This window comes from Cutibacterium modestum (assembly GCF_008326345.1).
Classification (GTDB): Bacteria; Actinomycetota; Actinomycetes; order Propionibacteriales; family Propionibacteriaceae; genus Cutibacterium; species Cutibacterium modestum.
This window is the reverse complement of the sequence record NZ_BJEN01000001.1, coordinates 267537-283003: the sequence shown is the minus strand read 5'-3', so window position 1 is coordinate 283003 and position 15467 is coordinate 267537. Positions and strand designations below refer to the sequence as shown.

The window sequence follows — 15467 nt, the reverse complement described above, 5'->3', positions numbered from 1 at the left end:
CCATAGATTCGACAGGAGGTGCCGTGCAGGAAGAGATTGCTGGGATGAACGATGACGGGGAGGATCTCGACTCGGCGATTCACCACGCCAAGGTGCTGACGTGGGTGTGCGTCGCACTTTTTGTGGTGCTCGATGTCGTCGGTTTGGCAGCACCTAGCCAGAGCGATCCGCGATTCGTTTTAGGGGCCTTTGGCGGGGCTGCGTCTTTTTTAGGCATCGTCGGTGCGGGCGTTTGGTGGGCCTACTTGGCTTCGCAGCAGAGGGCTCATCTCCTGGACGACCGTCTCGATCATGAGCTTGACATCGAAGATGATGCCAAGGACGAGGATCGACGCGAGTTGCCCGATGTCTAATCTGTCGCCATGACCGACAACGTCCGGCACAGAACTGTTCTGAGTGCCGCATGACAGCGCTGGTGGCGGCGCCCCCTATCGGGGCATGCCGGGCTTTTCTCTATCACTGATAGATCTAGGGTGTGCTGCTGCAGCTAATGTCCAACGAGAGCATGTACCGGGGGCGAGAATATTCCTCGGCCAATGTGCAGTGTCGGTTTCTCACCCCTGATGGTGAGGACGCGACCTAAGTGCGCCAAGTCCGGTGCCCGCTGCAAACTCGCTGACCAGGACACATCGGCCTTGCCCTGTTCCCCATAGCTGCAGCCGTCAGCTAGATCACCCGCCGAATACGGGAGTATGGCACCAAAGCTAGCTGTGGCCCCGGTTACCGTCCGAAGTCACATTGACGTGACGACTGAATCAGATTATCAGTTCAGTTCGCGATGGGTTGACGTCTCCGGGCTGTCAACGATGTCTCCTTCAATGACGGTATTGCGGGGGTTGCGACGCACTGCCGACGAGATAGAACTTGTGATCTTGCGGACCCCCACCGCAATTGCAAGGTGGGCAACGCCATAGAGAAATACCCCTAGGGCTAGCAGCCAGCTCATGGCCACTACGCCAAATCCAGGATGGACCAGGACGACGATGCCTAGGAGGAACAGACCGATGCCACCGCTAAGCATCCAGGCCCAGGCCTTCTTTGTGACGAGCTTCATAGGGAGGGCGAATCCGGTAGCTGCCACGCCGAGCAGGACCAGCCACACCCCTATGAGAATGGCGATGACATGCAGGGAGAATCCGGGATGAATGATAAGGATCAGGCCAACGATGATGCCGATGATGCCCCAAACCCTCATGAATCTAGCGCCGGCCATGCCATGGACGGCTTGGGCGTTGATGAGAGTCATGACGGAGTCGACGATGGCGTAGATGCCGACGATTACCACAAGGGCAGTCATCGTCTGGTGGGACCAAAGCAGGGCCACCACTGCGGCAATGATTGCGAGGGTCCCCTTGGTGAAAGGAATCCACCAAATTGACTTCCCGGTCTTGTTGAGAGTCTGCGACGACATGCGTTAAGTCTACGTGAGGGGTTTTCGGTGCGTGCTTACTGCGGTGCGTGTGCTGGTCAAGAGGGTCTCGAGGTCGTCCATGCATAGTTGCGCGACCCGCGCAAAGAGAAAGTCGACAACGGCTAGCTGTGACATTCGACTGGACATCGCACCAGCGCGGACCTGTGTTTCACGTGCTGAGGTGACGAGGACGTGGTCAGCAAGCCGTCCGACGGGCGAATCGAGTAGACCTGTCATAGCAACGGTAGTAGCGCCGTGTTCTCGGGCCACGGTGAGAGCCTCGACAACTTCCTGGGTATTGCCGCTAAAAGAGATACCTAAGGCTACACAGGCGTGTGTGCACAATGCGGCATGAACGAGCTGCATATGGGTGTCTTGGTGGTGCTGACAGACGAGGCCAATGCGTTCCAGCTTCTCGGATAAGTCACTTGCGACGAGACCGCTAGACCCGACCCCGAAGAGCGCAGTCCGCGGGGCGATGGAGATGGCGCTGGCGACAGCTTCAAGCTCTTCGGTGTCGACGGCTCGCGCGGTATTCTCAATCGTGCGAGCCTCGTGGAACGCGATTTTGTGATCATTTGGGCTAGAGAATCGTCGAGAGTAATGGTGCCCTCGGCCACAGAAGATCTTTCCAACTCGAGATTGCGTAGAGATAAGTCGCGCGCAAGCTCGGTGCGAAGTTCTCGGTAGCCACTCATCCCGAGAGCTCGGCAAAAGCGCACGACGGATGCAGGAGATACACCGGCAGCCTCGGCGAGTTGGCTCGTTGACGCGGCAAGTGTCCAGTCTGGTTTGGCTAGCACGATGGCGGCAACCTGGGCCTCTGCAGGGCGCATGGTCGTTCTAGCCATATCGATCCGAGGCAACAGGCTGTCGTTCATGTGAAACATCCTTCCAACAAAGACAGATTTAATGTACGATCGTTTCATGTCATCGGGACGGTGCAGTTCCGTGGCATGGCATCGCAGACATGCAACCACGAAATCTCGACTCAGGGAGGAGATTCCATGGACAGCCTGACGAATCTTGCCACGACGGAGGGGAGGAACCCGATTAGCGAGAGACTCGATCAGTTGCCAACCCTGGAAGTGCTCCGCGTCATGAACGATGAGGATCATCGCGTCCCTAATGCTGTCGCTTCCCAGCTCCCAGCCATTGCAGCCGTCGTCGAAGCTGCAGTGGAGGGCCTGTCGGCAGGAGGTCGATTGATTTATGCCGGTGCCGGAACGAGTGGGCGTCTGGGTGTTCTCGACGCAGTGGAATGCCCACCAACCTTCAGCACCAACCCCACGATGGTCGTCGGCCTCATCGCTGGGGGACAGCAGGCGATGTTTCAGGCCGTGGAGGGAGCTGAGGACGATGCAGATCGTGGTGCTGCGGATATGAACGTCCTTCAGCCTGGGTTTCACGACGTCGTCGTCGGTCTGGCAGCGTCAGGGCAAACTCCTTGGGTTGTGGGCGCGGTACGCGCGGCGAAACGAGCTGGAGCGGTGACGGCTTCGGTGTGTTGCAATCGCGGTGCCGCCATCAGCAGTGAAGTAGATCTTCCGGTTGAAATTGACGCTGGCCCTGAGGTCCTCACGGGATCGACCCGCCTTAAAGCAGGGACGGCCCAAAAGCTGGTTCTCAACATGATCTCCACGGCGACCATGGTCGGATTAGGTAAGACGTACGGCAACCTTATGGTTGACGTCTCCCCGAGCAACGAGAAACTACGGCAGCGGGCCATGTCGATTGTCATGGCTGCCACGGGGTGTTCTCGTGATGAGGCAGTCACGGCGTTGCACGAGTCTGACGGTCATGCCAAGACGGCCATTGCCATGGTGCTGTTGGGAATGACTGCGGCGCAGGCTAGGGCCCGATTAGCTGACGCGGGTGGGGCAGTCCGAGCCGCCGTCGACGAGAACCACCTTCATCTCTGAGTCTTCTAGGGAGGAAGTCATGGATTACAACTTACTTGCACGACGAGTACTCGATCTTGTGGGACGGCCCGACAACATAAAGACTTTCACCAACTGCATGACGCGGCTGCGTCTCAACCTCGTCCAACCGCAAGTCGCTGACGCGGAGGCTATCAAGGAGCTGGACGGGGTCCTCGGAGTCGTCGAGGGCGAGCAGCTGCAGGTCGTCGCTGGGCCCGGTCATGCGGAAAGATTGCGGGCAGCCTTTGGTAAGATCACGGGGTCCGCGAGTTCTGCCCCTGTCACCGACACAGAGGAGACGGCTCACAACACATCACCTGCCGCTGCAAGGCGAGATGCGGACCCCACGGTAGCCAGGACAGAATTGACTCCTATTCCCAAAGGCGATCCAGATCTGGCCGCTCAAACCAAGAAAAAGGTGAAAAACAAGCAAACATCGCGGGTGCAAGCGATGTTTCGTCACGTTGGGAACATTTTCGTCCCGATCATTCCAGGGCTCATCGCCTGTGGATTGATCACCGCCATCTGTGGGATTTGGAGGACGATCGATCCCACCGTTGCTAACAACAGATGGTTCCTGGTTTTGGCTGGCCTGGGAAGCATTGTTATTACTTCCCTCAACCTTATCGTGGGATACAACACAGCCCAAGAATGTGGTGGCAGCCCGATCTTAGGTTTCATCGCGGGCGGGGTTCCGTATATGCCCGCTCTGGCTGGTACGGCCGCAGCGAACAAGACGGCAGCTATCCAGCTGACAATCCCAGTATTTGGAAAGCTTACACCGGGGCTGGGAGGTGTCATTGGCGTCATGATCACCGCGTGGCTGTTTACTGTCATCGAAAAACGGCTGCGCAAGATTATCCCGGCGGCGATCGAACTGTTCCTTGTGCCGGCTGTAACTTTACTTCTCGGTGCCGCAGCATCAATTTTTATAATAATGCCGTTGTCATCGCTACTCATGAAGGGCCTCACCTGGCTGCTGGTCAATTTTGCACTTGCTAAAGGGGGGATCATCGGCGGGTTTATTCTCGCGACGTTCTTCTTACCCATGGTGATGTTGGGAATCCACCAGGGACTCATCCCAATTCATGCTCAACTCGTCGCCAATCATGGCTTTACCGAGCTGCTACCCATCCTCGCGATGGCTGGCGCTGGTCAGGTAGGAATGGCCATTGCTGTTCTCATGAAAACCAAGAATCCGAAATTGCGGTCTGTGATTAAAAATGCGCTACCGATTAGCATCCTTGGTGTGGGCGAACCTCTCATTTACGGGGTCTCTCTACCGTTGCTGTATCCCTTCCTCACCGCATGTCTTGGCGGCGGTTTTGGAGGCGCGTTTGTAGCGTGGTGGATGCAGCAGTCCGGAACATTTGGCTCTCAGTCCCTAGGTCTGTCCGGCTTGTTGATGGCACCGGTTATTTCTGCTGGCAAGTGGGGCTGGTATCTCGGCGGTTGGCTCATCTCGGTCATCATGGGATGCCTGCTGACCTACCTGTTTGGTTTCAAAGATTCCATGGCCGAACGCATCGTGGACTGACTGATGATGTGGTCCATATATCCGGTTGACGAAAGCTGCGAGCTGGCCGCTCGTCAGACTGTCACGTGTGGCGGAGCCGTATTCACCTTCCTACACCTGCCCGAGGCTGAGGGCGTCATATCCTTCCTCGACGCCCTGGGTGATCTAAAGCCTGCCGGATGGCACAGTTTCTACCCTCACCCTGACACTGGGATCGCCACCAGGTGCTGCTTGGCAGAAGGAACGATGACCGATGAGACCTTCACCTGGATTGAGCGGCTCAACTCCGACGGTGTTTTCACCTTGCCGCTAGCTGACCTCGCCTGCCCCGAATTCCTAGGAGAGCACAGGTTGCATCGAGAAGATACGGGGATCTCGTGGCGCATCGACGGTACCCGGGGGAGGGGGATACCACGCTCCCGATGTCGGGTTGCGTCGGGCTGGATCCCTCCAAACAGACACCCTGGTCCGGAATCGCGACAAAGTTCATCTCATGATCAGCGACGAACCCCTCGACTGAGAGTGGGTGAGAGTTGGCAAAGTGGCCGATTCTTATGCCGATCTGGTAACGCATCTCAGCGGTGGAATGCAGGTTGATTTTGTGATGTTGAGATCAATGCGACGGGAGTAACGAAGACGTCGTTCAGTAACTAGGGGAAGAGCCGGATTATGTGTTTCTTGGGTGTCGACATTGGTGGAACGAGTGTGAGGTCCCTCGTTACCGATGCGGGCGGGAGAATACTGGGTTATCAACATGTTGCGCGCATCAGCCGTCCCTCATTGTGGCAGGCCCTCAACGACTGCCTGAGCGCTTTGTTAACCGAGTCCGCGGTTCAGCATGTGGAAGCGGTTATCGTCGGGGCCGCGGGCGCAGGTCCGGAGGGAAACCGTTATATCCGCCATAACGTCGAGAAGGCATTCCGCGCCGCCGGCCTGGATGTTATCCCTCGGGTAGTGACCGACATCGAGATTGCCTATTGGTCTGCCACAACGTCGGGTGATGGTTCTATTCTCGTGGCAGGTACCGGAGCGATAGCTGGTCGCTTCTCGGAATGGCGCTGGGTCGATCGCCGGGACGGTGCCGGATGGTTGCTGGGGGATCATGGCTCCGGCTACTGGATCGGGAGAAAAGCCTTGCGAGCCGCGGCAGCAGACCTTGATGGACGGGGCCCAAGTACCGCTATTACCCGTGGGGTTGTTGAGGCTCTTGGATTGCCTGCTGACTGTACCGTTCAGGATCTCATTGGCGAGACGAAGGAGCTCCAACCCGCAGCCGTGGCAAGCTTCGCCCGCGTCGTACTGTCTGCTCACGACGATAAGACCGCGTCGTTAATTCTAGCTGCCGCAGCAGCGGAGCTGGTAACAACCGTGACAAGTCTCGGCACTGATCACGTGATCCTGGCAGGAGGCTTGCTCGCACCGGACACGAGCCGAAACTGCCGACAACCTAACACGTTGCGGAGAATCGTGGAGGAATCGCTGGGCGGGTGCACATACGCGAGTTACCCAGTTGTCGGTGCATGTTGGGCAGCAGGGCGTTCAAGAGGTGTCGAGCTACATAAACATGACCTGATGAACGCATTGGAGTTGCGTTCGGGCGCCAGGAGACGATGACGATGAAGACTGACAAACCGATCACTCGTAGGACGATGATGTCGGCGACGTGTGTTGCGGCTTTAGCTGCAACCGTGAGTTCGGCTTTCACAGCAGAAGCCAAGGCCGGTCTCGAAAGATCAACGATCATGTGGCAGGAGTGTGTTCAGACTGCGTTGAGGTGTTTTCCTACCGGTGGCGGTTACCATACCGGAAAAGATATCCCGCCGGGCTTTCAACAGACCGCGTGGACAGGACTGGACCGCGCGGTTCGAGTTTCCGGTACGAGTATTTGTGTGGATCCCTACCTCGCGACGCCATCTTTCTGCTCCTCGGCGACGTATCTTCTGTTACTGAAGAGCCTCGAGCTATACGAGAAGAGCTACGGCATCATCCCGTCGAATCAAGAGTGGACATACCTGAAGCCATACGCGGTTGAGAACAGGCCTTACGCGATCCAGACGGACGGAGTCGGAGCGTGGGGACGTGCAAATGCCAACGGGCCGGGGGTGGCCGAATTGGCTCACGAATTGGGAATTGGTACCAACCTTTACATCGGCACCGTTGGCGAGTACGTGAATCCTTGGGATCGTAACGAAATATTCGCAAGTCTTCGTAGGTTCGATTTCATGAAGATCTTTTGGAATAACGATATCGGAAAAGATGAACGTGGCCATATGGTGGTCGTTTTAGGTCGGTCGAGTCAGTGTGACCGGGCTGGCTATAGGGTTGGCACTCTGCGTTACTGGTCTTCCAATGGATCACACACCGATATCAATGGTGGATATGGGATTAAGTGCGTCTCCGAAAACAAAATCTATCGCGCCGTCGTAACGCGAATAGACCGACCTTGGAAACTGTGGAATACCGAGGTAATGCGTCCTGACGACGTGTGCGCGCCGCTGGCCGAGATCGCCGCGGATAGAAACATGACACCGGAGGAGATGAAGCGACTGGTCGACGCCAAAAGCTCTTGGCCGAGAAAGACCAGGAGATTATCGCACGGTATTGACGGCGAGAGGAGCATAGGATGAAACGTATCCTGTGGGGAGGCGCCACTGCTGCCAGTCAGTATGAAGGCGGATTCTGCGACGGGAAGGGGTTGGATCGTCGGTGGGTACCGCGGTCGTCTAACGACACGGTGCAGACGCGGCTTCTCACCGAGGCTGATGTCGAGCATGCAAAGGGAGCACGTGCTGGCGATGCCTTATTCCCCTTTCGTGTCGGCTCGCGGGGCTACGAACATTGGGAGACTGACCTGCGCGAGATCATAGATCTTGGCTTAGACATATATCGGCTGTCCATCAGCTGGGCTCGTTTGTTCCCCACCGGTTTCGAAGGCCAACCCAATCCAGATGGCGTGGCGTACTATGACCGGATCATTAGTACTCTGACCAACGCCGGCATTAGGATTTTTATCACAATCAATCACTATGCGTTACCTGTCGCGATCGTTGACAAATATGGGGGCTGGCAGCACCGTGACGTAATTGCCTTGTACCTTAAGATGGCGAAATTTGTAGTCGAGAGATGGGGAGACGATGTGAACTATTGGCTTCCGATAAACGAAATTAATGCTGGGTATTTCAGTCCATATAATGGGCTCGGGATAACTGCATCTGATGATTACGCATACGATTACGGTTCTGTGTTCAATGGGCTTCATTATCAAATGATAGCGAGCGCACTAATAACTAAATTTGGCCGTGAAGCCGATGTGCGAGGAAAATTCGTATGTATGGTGAGCTGTTTTGACTATATTGATTCTATTCGTGGTGACTTGGTTAGCATTTAGCTGGGGTTTTGTAAAGTACATGGCAGTTCAACCCCCATGGACATTGCCAGCTCCAATAGGCGCGTTTTTAACGACTGGTGGCGACTGGCGTGCCGTCATCTTGTGCCTCGTAAATATATTAATCTCGACCGCAATATACTACCCGTTCATGAGGATGTATGACAGGGATCAGCTCAAAAAGGAGAACTGTGAGAATATTTCCGAATGGCTTCAATTTATGGTAGGCGAGAACATGAATGGGGGGGTAGCGGTGTCAGATATCGAAACCTCGATTTTTACCATCATCACTAGCGCTGGCGAGGCTCGTACATTGCTATATGAGGCTGTTGACAAGGCTCGGGCTGGCAAGATATCGGAAAGTAAACAATGCATGATTGCTGCGGATAAGCAGTTAAAGTCGGCCCACGATGTGCAGACCGAGCTCATTACACGTGATCTTAACGGCTCACTGCCAATGTCGCTTCTGCTCGTTCATGCCCAAGACCAACTGATGACGACGATGTCAGAACAGTCTCTCATCGGGCAAATGATTGGATTGATTCAGGATATAAGCGAGAAGGACGGGAATTAATTGCCTGATTATCGCAATTTCGCGAATGGAAGGTGTTTTATATAATCGGTTATGTTGTGCGTCACGGATTACCCCAAGGCGTCCCGCTATAAGGTAGATTGTGCGGGCGTGGGGAGGAGATGTCGGGCTAATGGTAGCAAACTTTTGGATGCTTTTGCCCTGCCACTTTGAAGATTTCTGTAAACCCCACCACTCCTTGGCTCGGCACTCAGCAGAAGTCTAGGGAGAGCTAATGCAGACAGGCGCTTGACTCCCTGTGCTCGGGAATTGGCGGCTGTGTTCCGGTGCCGGTTGCAGGGGGAGTAAAAAGGCTTAGGCTGCCGCGGGGATTAATCGCGACGCATGACCACCGCCATCCGCTGGTCAAGAATCCTCAACACACGACCAGCCCATTCCGGGTCGATGCCGTTACGAGCTTTTAGCATCGCTTTGCGGGAGGCACCCAGTGCGGCTGTGATCATCTGCTGGTAATGCGCACGCTGATGTGGTCGGGCTGGCGGACGTGCGTCTGGCCTTCCAAGACGGCTAGTGAAATTGCGGAGTATTACGATTGCTGCTGCGCCGTTAAGCAGCCCTCCCGACTGCAATAGCATCTTGATTTGTCTGGGGACGCGAGCCAGTCCCGAGACGGCCTCAGTAGCGACAGGATCAGACGGTGCAACGGCTGCACAGGCGTTAAAGTTATATGGATATTGGGGCCACCCACTACAACGTGAGTGCGGCTATGAGCGCGGTAAAGGGTGGTCAGCCCGACCGCCATCGCGAGCAGGAGCGCCAGTGCTTGCGAAGCACAGACCAACTCGTGGTGCGAGCGGTGGCAAACAGCAACGGTGGCAGAACAGTTCGAGTACGAGATTTGGGTCGACTACGGGAACGGTAAAGCCTGGGATGAGGGTGTAAGACGATCGCGGTTAGCGTCCTGAGGATCGGGTATGAAAGCTCGAATTGATTCCCAACTGTGACGCAGATCACGATGATCTGCACACAGTCTGACCGGGATGAGCGGTATTTTCTATCTTATCTGCCTCATATGTTGCCGGCAGGACAGTCCACGCATCATCTCGCCATCAGGCCTCTAAGTAGCACGACTGACCACCGTTCACACCAGGGTGATTCGGGATGTCCTTGGCGCCGACTACTCTGTCCAGGTCGGCACGATCCCAACGGCTTGGGGTCGGAATGTGAAAGGAGTGCCCGTGGCCCGTTCCGACTTCGTCCACCTTCACACCCACACCGAGTACTCGATGCTGGACGGCGCTGCCAGCAACGAGAAGCTCTTCGCCGAGGTGGCGCGCCAAGGGATGCCTGCGGTCGCGATGACCGACCACGGAAATATGTTCGGCGCCTACGAGTTCTTCCAGATTTCTAAGAAGTACGACGGGGATCAAAATCCTCTCGTTAAGCCGATCATTGGCATCGAGGCGTACGTCGCTCCGAGCACCCGCACGTCACGAGTACAGGAGTTCTGGGGAACCTCCCGTGATGCTGGGGATCCAGACGCCGAAGGTGGCAAGGACGTCTCTGGTGGCGGCCGGTACACCCATATGACGATGTGGGCGAAAGACCCCGAAGGCTTGCACAACCTTTTCCGGCTTTCTTCCTTGGCGTCCTATGAGGGCTACTACATGAAGCCACGTATGGACCGCGAGCTCATGTCTCAGTACCCCGATGGCATTATTGCCTCGACTGGCTGCCCGTCAGGTGAGGTGCAGACCCGGCTGCGCCTTGGACAGTTTGAGGAGGCTTGCCAGGCTGCGTCCGATTATCGGGATATCTTTGGCCGCGAAAACTATTTCTGTGAGTTGATGGACCACGGCGTCCCGATCGAAAAGCAGGTGAGGTCCGACCTGTTGAGACTGGCCAAGAAGCTGGACATTCCGCTTCTTGTCACGAACGACTCTCACTACGTCACTGAGGATCAGGCGGATGCCCACGATTCTTTGCTGTGTGTCGGTGTAGGCCGAAACAAAGATGATCCCAACCGTTTCCGATTCAACGGCTCCGGCTACTACATCAAGTCCTCGGAGCAGATGAGGGCGCTGTTCCCTGACTACCCAGAAGCCTGCGACAACACCTTGCTGCTAACCGAGATGATCGGCTCCTATGATGAGGTGTTCAAACACGTCGACCGGATGCCGCAATTCGACGTTCCAGAGGGCGAGACCCAGGAGTCCTGGCTGCGCAAGAAGCTCCAGGAGGGACTCGACGAAAAATTCGGTCCCAATCCGCCAAAGGAGGTCCTAGAGCGCCTCGAAACTGAGCTTTCGGTTATTGAGCCGTTGGGATTTTCCTCGTACTTTCTCATCGTCTCCGATATCTGCAGTGCTGCGCGTTCGATGGGGGTGCCGGTGGGGCCCGGGCGTGGCTCAGCCGCTGGCTCCCTGGTGGCCTACCTAACCGGGATTATCGCGATCAATCCGCTGGAGCACGGTCTACTGTTCGAGAGGTTCCTCAACCCGGAGCGGGTCAACCCGCCCGATATCGACCTTGACTTTGACGACCGTCAGCGCGACAAGGTCATCGACTACGTCACGTACAAGTATGGGGCCGAGTACACCAGCCAGGTCAATACCTTCGGCAAGATCAAGGCGAAGGCCGCCGTCAAGGACGCCAACCGTATTCTCGGCTATCCTTTTTCCCTCGGGGACAAGATCACCAAGGCCATGCCTCCCGACGTCATGGGCAAAGGCGTCCCATTGGACAAGATCTTCGACCCCTCCCACGAGAGGTATGGCGAAGGTCAAGAGTTCCGACAGCTGGTAGCTGACAATCCTGACGTCGCCAAGGTTGTCGACACTGCGAGGGGCCTCGAGGGTCTGATTCGTGGCACCGGCGTACATGCCTGCGCCTTCATCCTGTCGAGCGCCCCACTGCTTGATCTCGTGCCGATGCATAAGCGCGACAAGGACGGCATGATCATTGCCGGTTTTGCATATCCCCAGCTCGAGGAGATGGGGCTCATGAAGATGGACTTCCTGGGCCTGCGCAACCTCGGCATCATGGATCACTGTATTAAGATCATCAAAGATAACCGGGGAATCGACGTCGATCTTAAAGACCTCGCCCTTGACGACACGGCAACCTACGAGATGTTGGCCCGCGGCGACACCCTAGGCGTCTTCCAGCTTGATGGCACGGCCATGCGGTCATTGCTACGGCTCATGGGTCCGACGTGTTTCGACGACATCGTCGCTGTGTTGGCCCTGTATCGTCCGGGGCCAATGGGCGCTAATGCGCATATCTCCTATGCACAGCGCAAGAACAACCGGGAACCGATCATCCCGATCCATCCCGAACTCAAGGAAGACCTCGACGAGATCCTCGCCCCTACCTACCACCTCATCGTTTACCAGGAGCAGATCATGTCGATCGCCCGAAAGCTTGCTGGGTACACCCTGGGTGGCGCTGACCTGTTGCGCCGAGCAATGGGTAAGAAAAAGAAGCATATCCTGGAGGAGAACTTCATCCCCTTCCAGGCGGGCATGCGTGAGCACGGTTACTCTGACGACGCCATCCAGACTCTGTGGGACGTCATGGTCCCCTTCGCTGGATACGCCTTTAACAAGTCCCACGCCGCTGGTTACGGACTCGTCTCGTACTGGACTGCTTACCTCAAGGCCAACTACCCGGCTGAGTACGGCGCTGCGCTGCTGACGAGCGTTGGTGACGACAAAGACAAGATGGCGATGTACCTGGCCGATATGCGTGCTCAGCACATCAACGTTCTTCCCCCTGACGTCAACGCATCCTCTCTTGAGTTCACCGCTGTCGGTGAGGACATTCGATTTGGCCTCGGGGCCGTCCGAAATGTCGGTGCCAATGCCGTAGCCGAAATCATCCGCGCCCGGGAAGAGAATGGTCCGGCTCCAGACTTCTTCACCTTCCTCGACCGGGTCAGTTTAACAGTATGTAATAAGAGACTCATCGAATCCCTCATTAAAGCGGGTGCCTTCGACTCCATGGGCCACTCTCGACGCGGACTTATGGCTATCTACGAGCAAGCCGTCGACGCCGTCATCGACATCAAGCGTAACCAGGTCAACGGCCAGGACGATCTGTTCGGCATGGGTGACGACTCCCAGCCCTCCCAGATGGGGGTCGAGAGGGTCGTTCCGGACGACGATTGGGATCGCAGCACCAAGCTCGCCTTCGAGCGCGAAATGCTGGGCCTCTACGTCTCGGACCACCCCCTGCGTGGACTTGAGGCCGCTCTGGAGGCCGAATCAGATATCTCGGTGGCGGAACTGGTGAATCCCGAGGCCCACCATGAGGGTCGGTACACGGTCGCCGGTATGGTTACTCAAATCGTGCGGCGCACGACCAAGAACGGTGACATCTGGGCCTCGGTAACCCTGGAGGATCTCGATGCATCGATCACCATCGCCTGCTTCCCGAAGGTCTATCAGCGAGTAGAACCCCTGCTCGCGGTGGACAGCATCTTGAAGATACGCGGCTTCGTCCGAGAACGCGACGAGGCAGTAGAAATGTCAGCCAACGACGTCTGGTTGCTTGACCTCGCTGACGCTAGCAACGCACCGATGACGATCGATATGCGTCGCGGACGATGCACCCGTGGCACGATCGAAGAGCTGCGTGGGGTGCTGCGCAACCATCCGGGTAGTTCTGAGGTGATGTTGCGGCTCATCGACGGCAAAGCGACGACAACATTCCGGCTTGCCGACGAACTCAAGGTCACCCAAGGCCAGCCGCTTATAGCAGACCTCAAGGCCTTGCTCGGCCCTTCATGCGTCCCCAGGAGGCAGCAATGAATGAGACAATTCGCGCCCGTAGCCTTGTGATCCTCCGGCTGAACCTACTCGTGATAGCGATCGGGATCGTCCTTGGGGGGCTGGCTGCTCCAATATGGCACTCAATGGTGACTCTGCCGACGTACACCGTCGGCTCTGATGGTGCGGCGTCGACGACGGAGAAGGGCCTCACCCAGGTGTTCTCGACTGACGCTGTGTATTGCTTCATTGGTCTAGTCGTGGGACTCATCATCGGCTGCCTGAGTTGGGTCCTCATGCGGCGGTGGGGAGCCTGGGGCGTCTTAGCGGCCGGGATCTCGGCGTGCCTGTCGGCACTGGCGTGCTGGTGGGTGGGCGTCCTCATCGGCCCTGACTCCTTTGCCGAGCGGATCGCCTCCGCTAAGTCCGGGGAGGTTGTCCCGGTCGATTTCGCTCTCCATACCTGGGTGGCAGTCCTGGTATGGCTGCTTGCCGCGATGGTGCCCTTGCTCATCGCATCCCTGCTAACAGCTAGACGTGGCGCTCCGCGGACTGGACGCGCACAGGCGTCGACTGAGGCTTCACTAGACTAATGGTGTGCTGAGAACCGTCGATGTGACCCATGAGACCACTGGCGATCTGCGTCTCGCTGTGCCGCGTGCTGACTTCGATGTTGATGCCGCGATGGCGGCTGTCATCCCTGTCTGCTCCGCGGTGAGAGACCGTGGCGTTGAGGCGCTACGCGAGTACAGCAAGAGATTTGACCATGTGGTTCCCGAGCATCTGCGCGTTCCGACCGAGGTTCTCGCTAAAGCAGCTGCGAACCTTGACGACACCTTGAGTCGGGCTTTTACCGAGTCCATTCGACGTCGCCGTCAAGTATGTCAGGACGCTGAGATGGAGACCTCCTCCCAGCCAGTCGAGGTGGCCAGCGGCGCGCGGGTGAGTCAGCGCATCGTTCCGGTCGAACGGGTAGGCCTCTACGTCCCGGGCGGGTTCGCTCCATTGGCGTCGTCGGTCATTATGAATGTCGTTCCTGCGCAGGAGGCTGGTGTCTCTTCTATCGCCGTAGCATCCCCACCCCAGACGGAGTTTGGCGGATTGCCACACCCGAACATCCTGGCCCTGTGTCATCTGCTGGGCGTCGATGAGGTCTACGCCGTCGGCGGTGCCCAGGCGATTGCCATGTTCGCTTACGGTGTTGCGGGACCCGACGAGGCAGATTCCTGCCCGCGCGTCGACATGGTTACTGGTCCAGGCAACATTTACGTGGTGGCGGCGAAACGCTACCTGCGTGGCACCGTTGGTATCGATTCAGAGGCTGGGCCTACCGAAATCGCCATCCTGGCTGATGAGACTGCCGACCCGCGCCACATTGCTGCCGATCTTATGAGTCAGGCTGAGCACGATACACTGGCTTCCGCAGTCCTTGTCACAGATTCGACCACGTTGGCTGACGCGGTGCAGCGAGAACTTGCCCCGATGGTTGAGGCCACTTTGCATTCCGAGCGTATCCGCACCTCGCTGACATCCAAGCAGTCGGCCATCGTCATGGTGCGCGATATTGATCAGGGCCTCGACGTGGTCAACGCCTACGCCGCCGAGCACCTCGAGATTCAGACGGCTGATGCTACTGCAGTCGCTGCTCGGGTTCGAAATGCCGGCGCCATTTTCGTCGGCCCGTGGGCCCCGGTCTCTCTGGGGGACTACTCAGCCGGATCCACTCACGTCCTTCCCACGGCAGGGGCAGCCTGTCACTCGTCTGGTCTGTCGGTGCGTTCCTTCATGCGGGCCGTCCACGTCATCGACTACACCGAGGATGCCCTACTCGAACTGGCCGATTCCGTAGAGGACTTCGCCTTGGCAGAAAATTTGCCCGGGCATGCCAATGCCATCACTGTGAGGAGGTCACATTGACTCAGCATCGACAGA

11 protein-coding genes and 3 pseudogenes are annotated in these 15467 nt (G+C 57.1%); 11 read left to right on the top strand and 3 right to left on the bottom strand.

Annotated features, from left to right (window positions below; all coding sequences use genetic code 11):
* Nucleotides 1-23 precede the first annotated feature (23 nt).
* Nucleotides 24-353, top strand: coding sequence for a hypothetical protein (locus tag F1563_RS01430; RefSeq protein WP_002526860.1), 330 nt, complete (start codon nucleotides 24-26; stop codon nucleotides 351-353).
* Nucleotides 354-763: 410 nt separating this feature from the next.
* Here the strand turns inward: F1563_RS01430 and F1563_RS01425 are convergent, their stop codons facing one another.
* Together F1563_RS01425 and F1563_RS01420 are read right to left on the bottom strand one after the other, a co-directional pair.
* Entirely contained in the window at nucleotides 764-1411 is a 648-nt protein-coding gene (locus tag F1563_RS01425) for an HdeD family acid-resistance protein (protein WP_002526859.1), read from the bottom strand.
* A 9-nt stretch (nucleotides 1412-1420) separates the two neighbouring features.
* Nucleotides 1421-2301 (bottom strand): annotated as a pseudogene (locus F1563_RS01420) (MurR/RpiR family transcriptional regulator).
* A 117-nt stretch (nucleotides 2302-2418) separates the two neighbouring features.
* Between F1563_RS01420 and murQ the strand changes: the two are divergent.
* The 7 genes and pseudogenes from murQ (at nucleotide 2419) to F1563_RS01380 (ending at nucleotide 8808) form a co-directional block, all read left to right on the top strand.
* Entirely contained in the window at nucleotides 2419-3333 is a 915-nt protein-coding gene (gene murQ, locus F1563_RS01415) for an N-acetylmuramic acid 6-phosphate etherase (RefSeq protein ID WP_002526856.1), read from the top strand.
* Between the two features lie 19 nt (nucleotides 3334-3352).
* Nucleotides 3353-4870, top strand: coding sequence for a PTS transporter subunit EIIC (locus F1563_RS01410; protein WP_002526855.1), 1518 nt, complete (start codon nucleotides 3353-3355; stop codon nucleotides 4868-4870).
* Nucleotides 4871-5518: 648 nt separating this feature from the next.
* Nucleotides 5519-6463, top strand: a complete 945-nt coding sequence (locus F1563_RS01400) for an N-acetylglucosamine kinase (protein WP_002526853.1) — start codon at nucleotides 5519-5521, stop codon at nucleotides 6461-6463.
* The gene (locus tag F1563_RS01395; protein ID WP_002526852.1) at nucleotides 6460-7476 is read left to right on the top strand and encodes a hypothetical protein; all 1017 of its coding nucleotides are present in this window, start codon (nucleotides 6460-6462) and stop codon (nucleotides 7474-7476) included. Before F1563_RS01400 ends, F1563_RS01395 begins: the two co-directional genes overlap by 4 nt.
* Nucleotides 7473-8201 (top strand): annotated as a pseudogene (locus F1563_RS01390) (family 1 glycosylhydrolase); the annotation flags it as partial. The gene F1563_RS01395 and the pseudogene F1563_RS01390, both read left to right, overlap by 4 nt.
* A pseudogene (locus tag F1563_RS01385) lies at nucleotides 8191-8430 on the top strand (PTS sugar transporter subunit IIC); the annotation flags it as partial. The pseudogenes F1563_RS01390 and F1563_RS01385, both read left to right, overlap by 11 nt.
* 24 nt (nucleotides 8431-8454) lie before the next feature.
* Nucleotides 8455-8808 (top strand): PTS lactose/cellobiose transporter subunit IIA, encoded by a 354-nt coding sequence (locus F1563_RS01380; protein WP_116220270.1) that lies wholly within the window; start codon nucleotides 8455-8457, stop codon nucleotides 8806-8808.
* A gap of 329 nt (nucleotides 8809-9137) precedes the next feature.
* On the opposite strand, the gene F1563_RS14575 is transcribed toward F1563_RS01380, so the two are convergent.
* Nucleotides 9138-9269 (bottom strand): hypothetical protein, encoded by a 132-nt coding sequence (locus F1563_RS14575; protein ID WP_002526848.1) that lies wholly within the window; start codon nucleotides 9267-9269, stop codon nucleotides 9138-9140.
* Between the two features lie 735 nt (nucleotides 9270-10004).
* Between F1563_RS14575 and dnaE the strand changes: the two genes are divergently transcribed.
* From dnaE to hisD, 3 genes are read left to right on the top strand one after another with little or no spacing between them, the layout of a single operon-like run.
* Nucleotides 10005-13577: a DNA polymerase III subunit alpha gene (dnaE, locus tag F1563_RS01370; RefSeq protein WP_007433848.1), complete on the top strand. Its 3573-nt coding sequence runs from the start codon at nucleotides 10005-10007 to the stop codon at nucleotides 13575-13577.
* Complete coding sequence (locus F1563_RS01365; protein WP_007433849.1) at nucleotides 13574-14128, top strand: hypothetical protein; 555 nt, start codon at nucleotides 13574-13576, stop codon at nucleotides 14126-14128. Before dnaE ends, F1563_RS01365 begins: the two co-directional genes overlap by 4 nt.
* Before the next feature lie 4 nt (nucleotides 14129-14132).
* Nucleotides 14133-15452, top strand: a complete 1320-nt coding sequence (gene hisD / locus F1563_RS01360; protein ID WP_002526844.1) for a histidinol dehydrogenase — start codon at nucleotides 14133-14135, stop codon at nucleotides 15450-15452.
* Nucleotides 15453-15467 lie beyond the last annotated feature (15 nt).

Excerpts from the sequence above, each read along its gene's own strand:
- F1563_RS01425 (WP_002526859.1), bottom strand. The coding sequence starts at position 1,411 with ATGTCGTCGCAGACTCTCAACAAGACCGGGAAGTCAATTTGGTGGATT.
- murQ (WP_002526856.1), top strand. The coding sequence starts at position 2,419 with ATGGACAGCCTGACGAATCTTGCCACGACGGAGGGGAGGAACCCGATT.
- F1563_RS01410 (WP_002526855.1), top strand. The coding sequence starts at position 3,353 with ATGGATTACAACTTACTTGCACGACGAGTACTCGATCTTGTGGGACGG.
- F1563_RS01400 (WP_002526853.1), top strand. The coding sequence starts at position 5,519 with ATGTGTTTCTTGGGTGTCGACATTGGTGGAACGAGTGTGAGGTCCCTC.
- F1563_RS01395 (WP_002526852.1), top strand. The coding sequence starts at position 6,460 with ATGACGATGAAGACTGACAAACCGATCACTCGTAGGACGATGATGTCG.
- F1563_RS01380 (WP_116220270.1), top strand. The coding sequence starts at position 8,455 with ATGGTAGGCGAGAACATGAATGGGGGGGTAGCGGTGTCAGATATCGAA.
- F1563_RS14575 (WP_002526848.1), bottom strand. The coding sequence starts at position 9,269 with ATGATCACAGCCGCACTGGGTGCCTCCCGCAAAGCGATGCTAAAAGCT.
- F1563_RS01365 (WP_007433849.1), top strand. The coding sequence starts at position 13,574 with ATGAATGAGACAATTCGCGCCCGTAGCCTTGTGATCCTCCGGCTGAAC.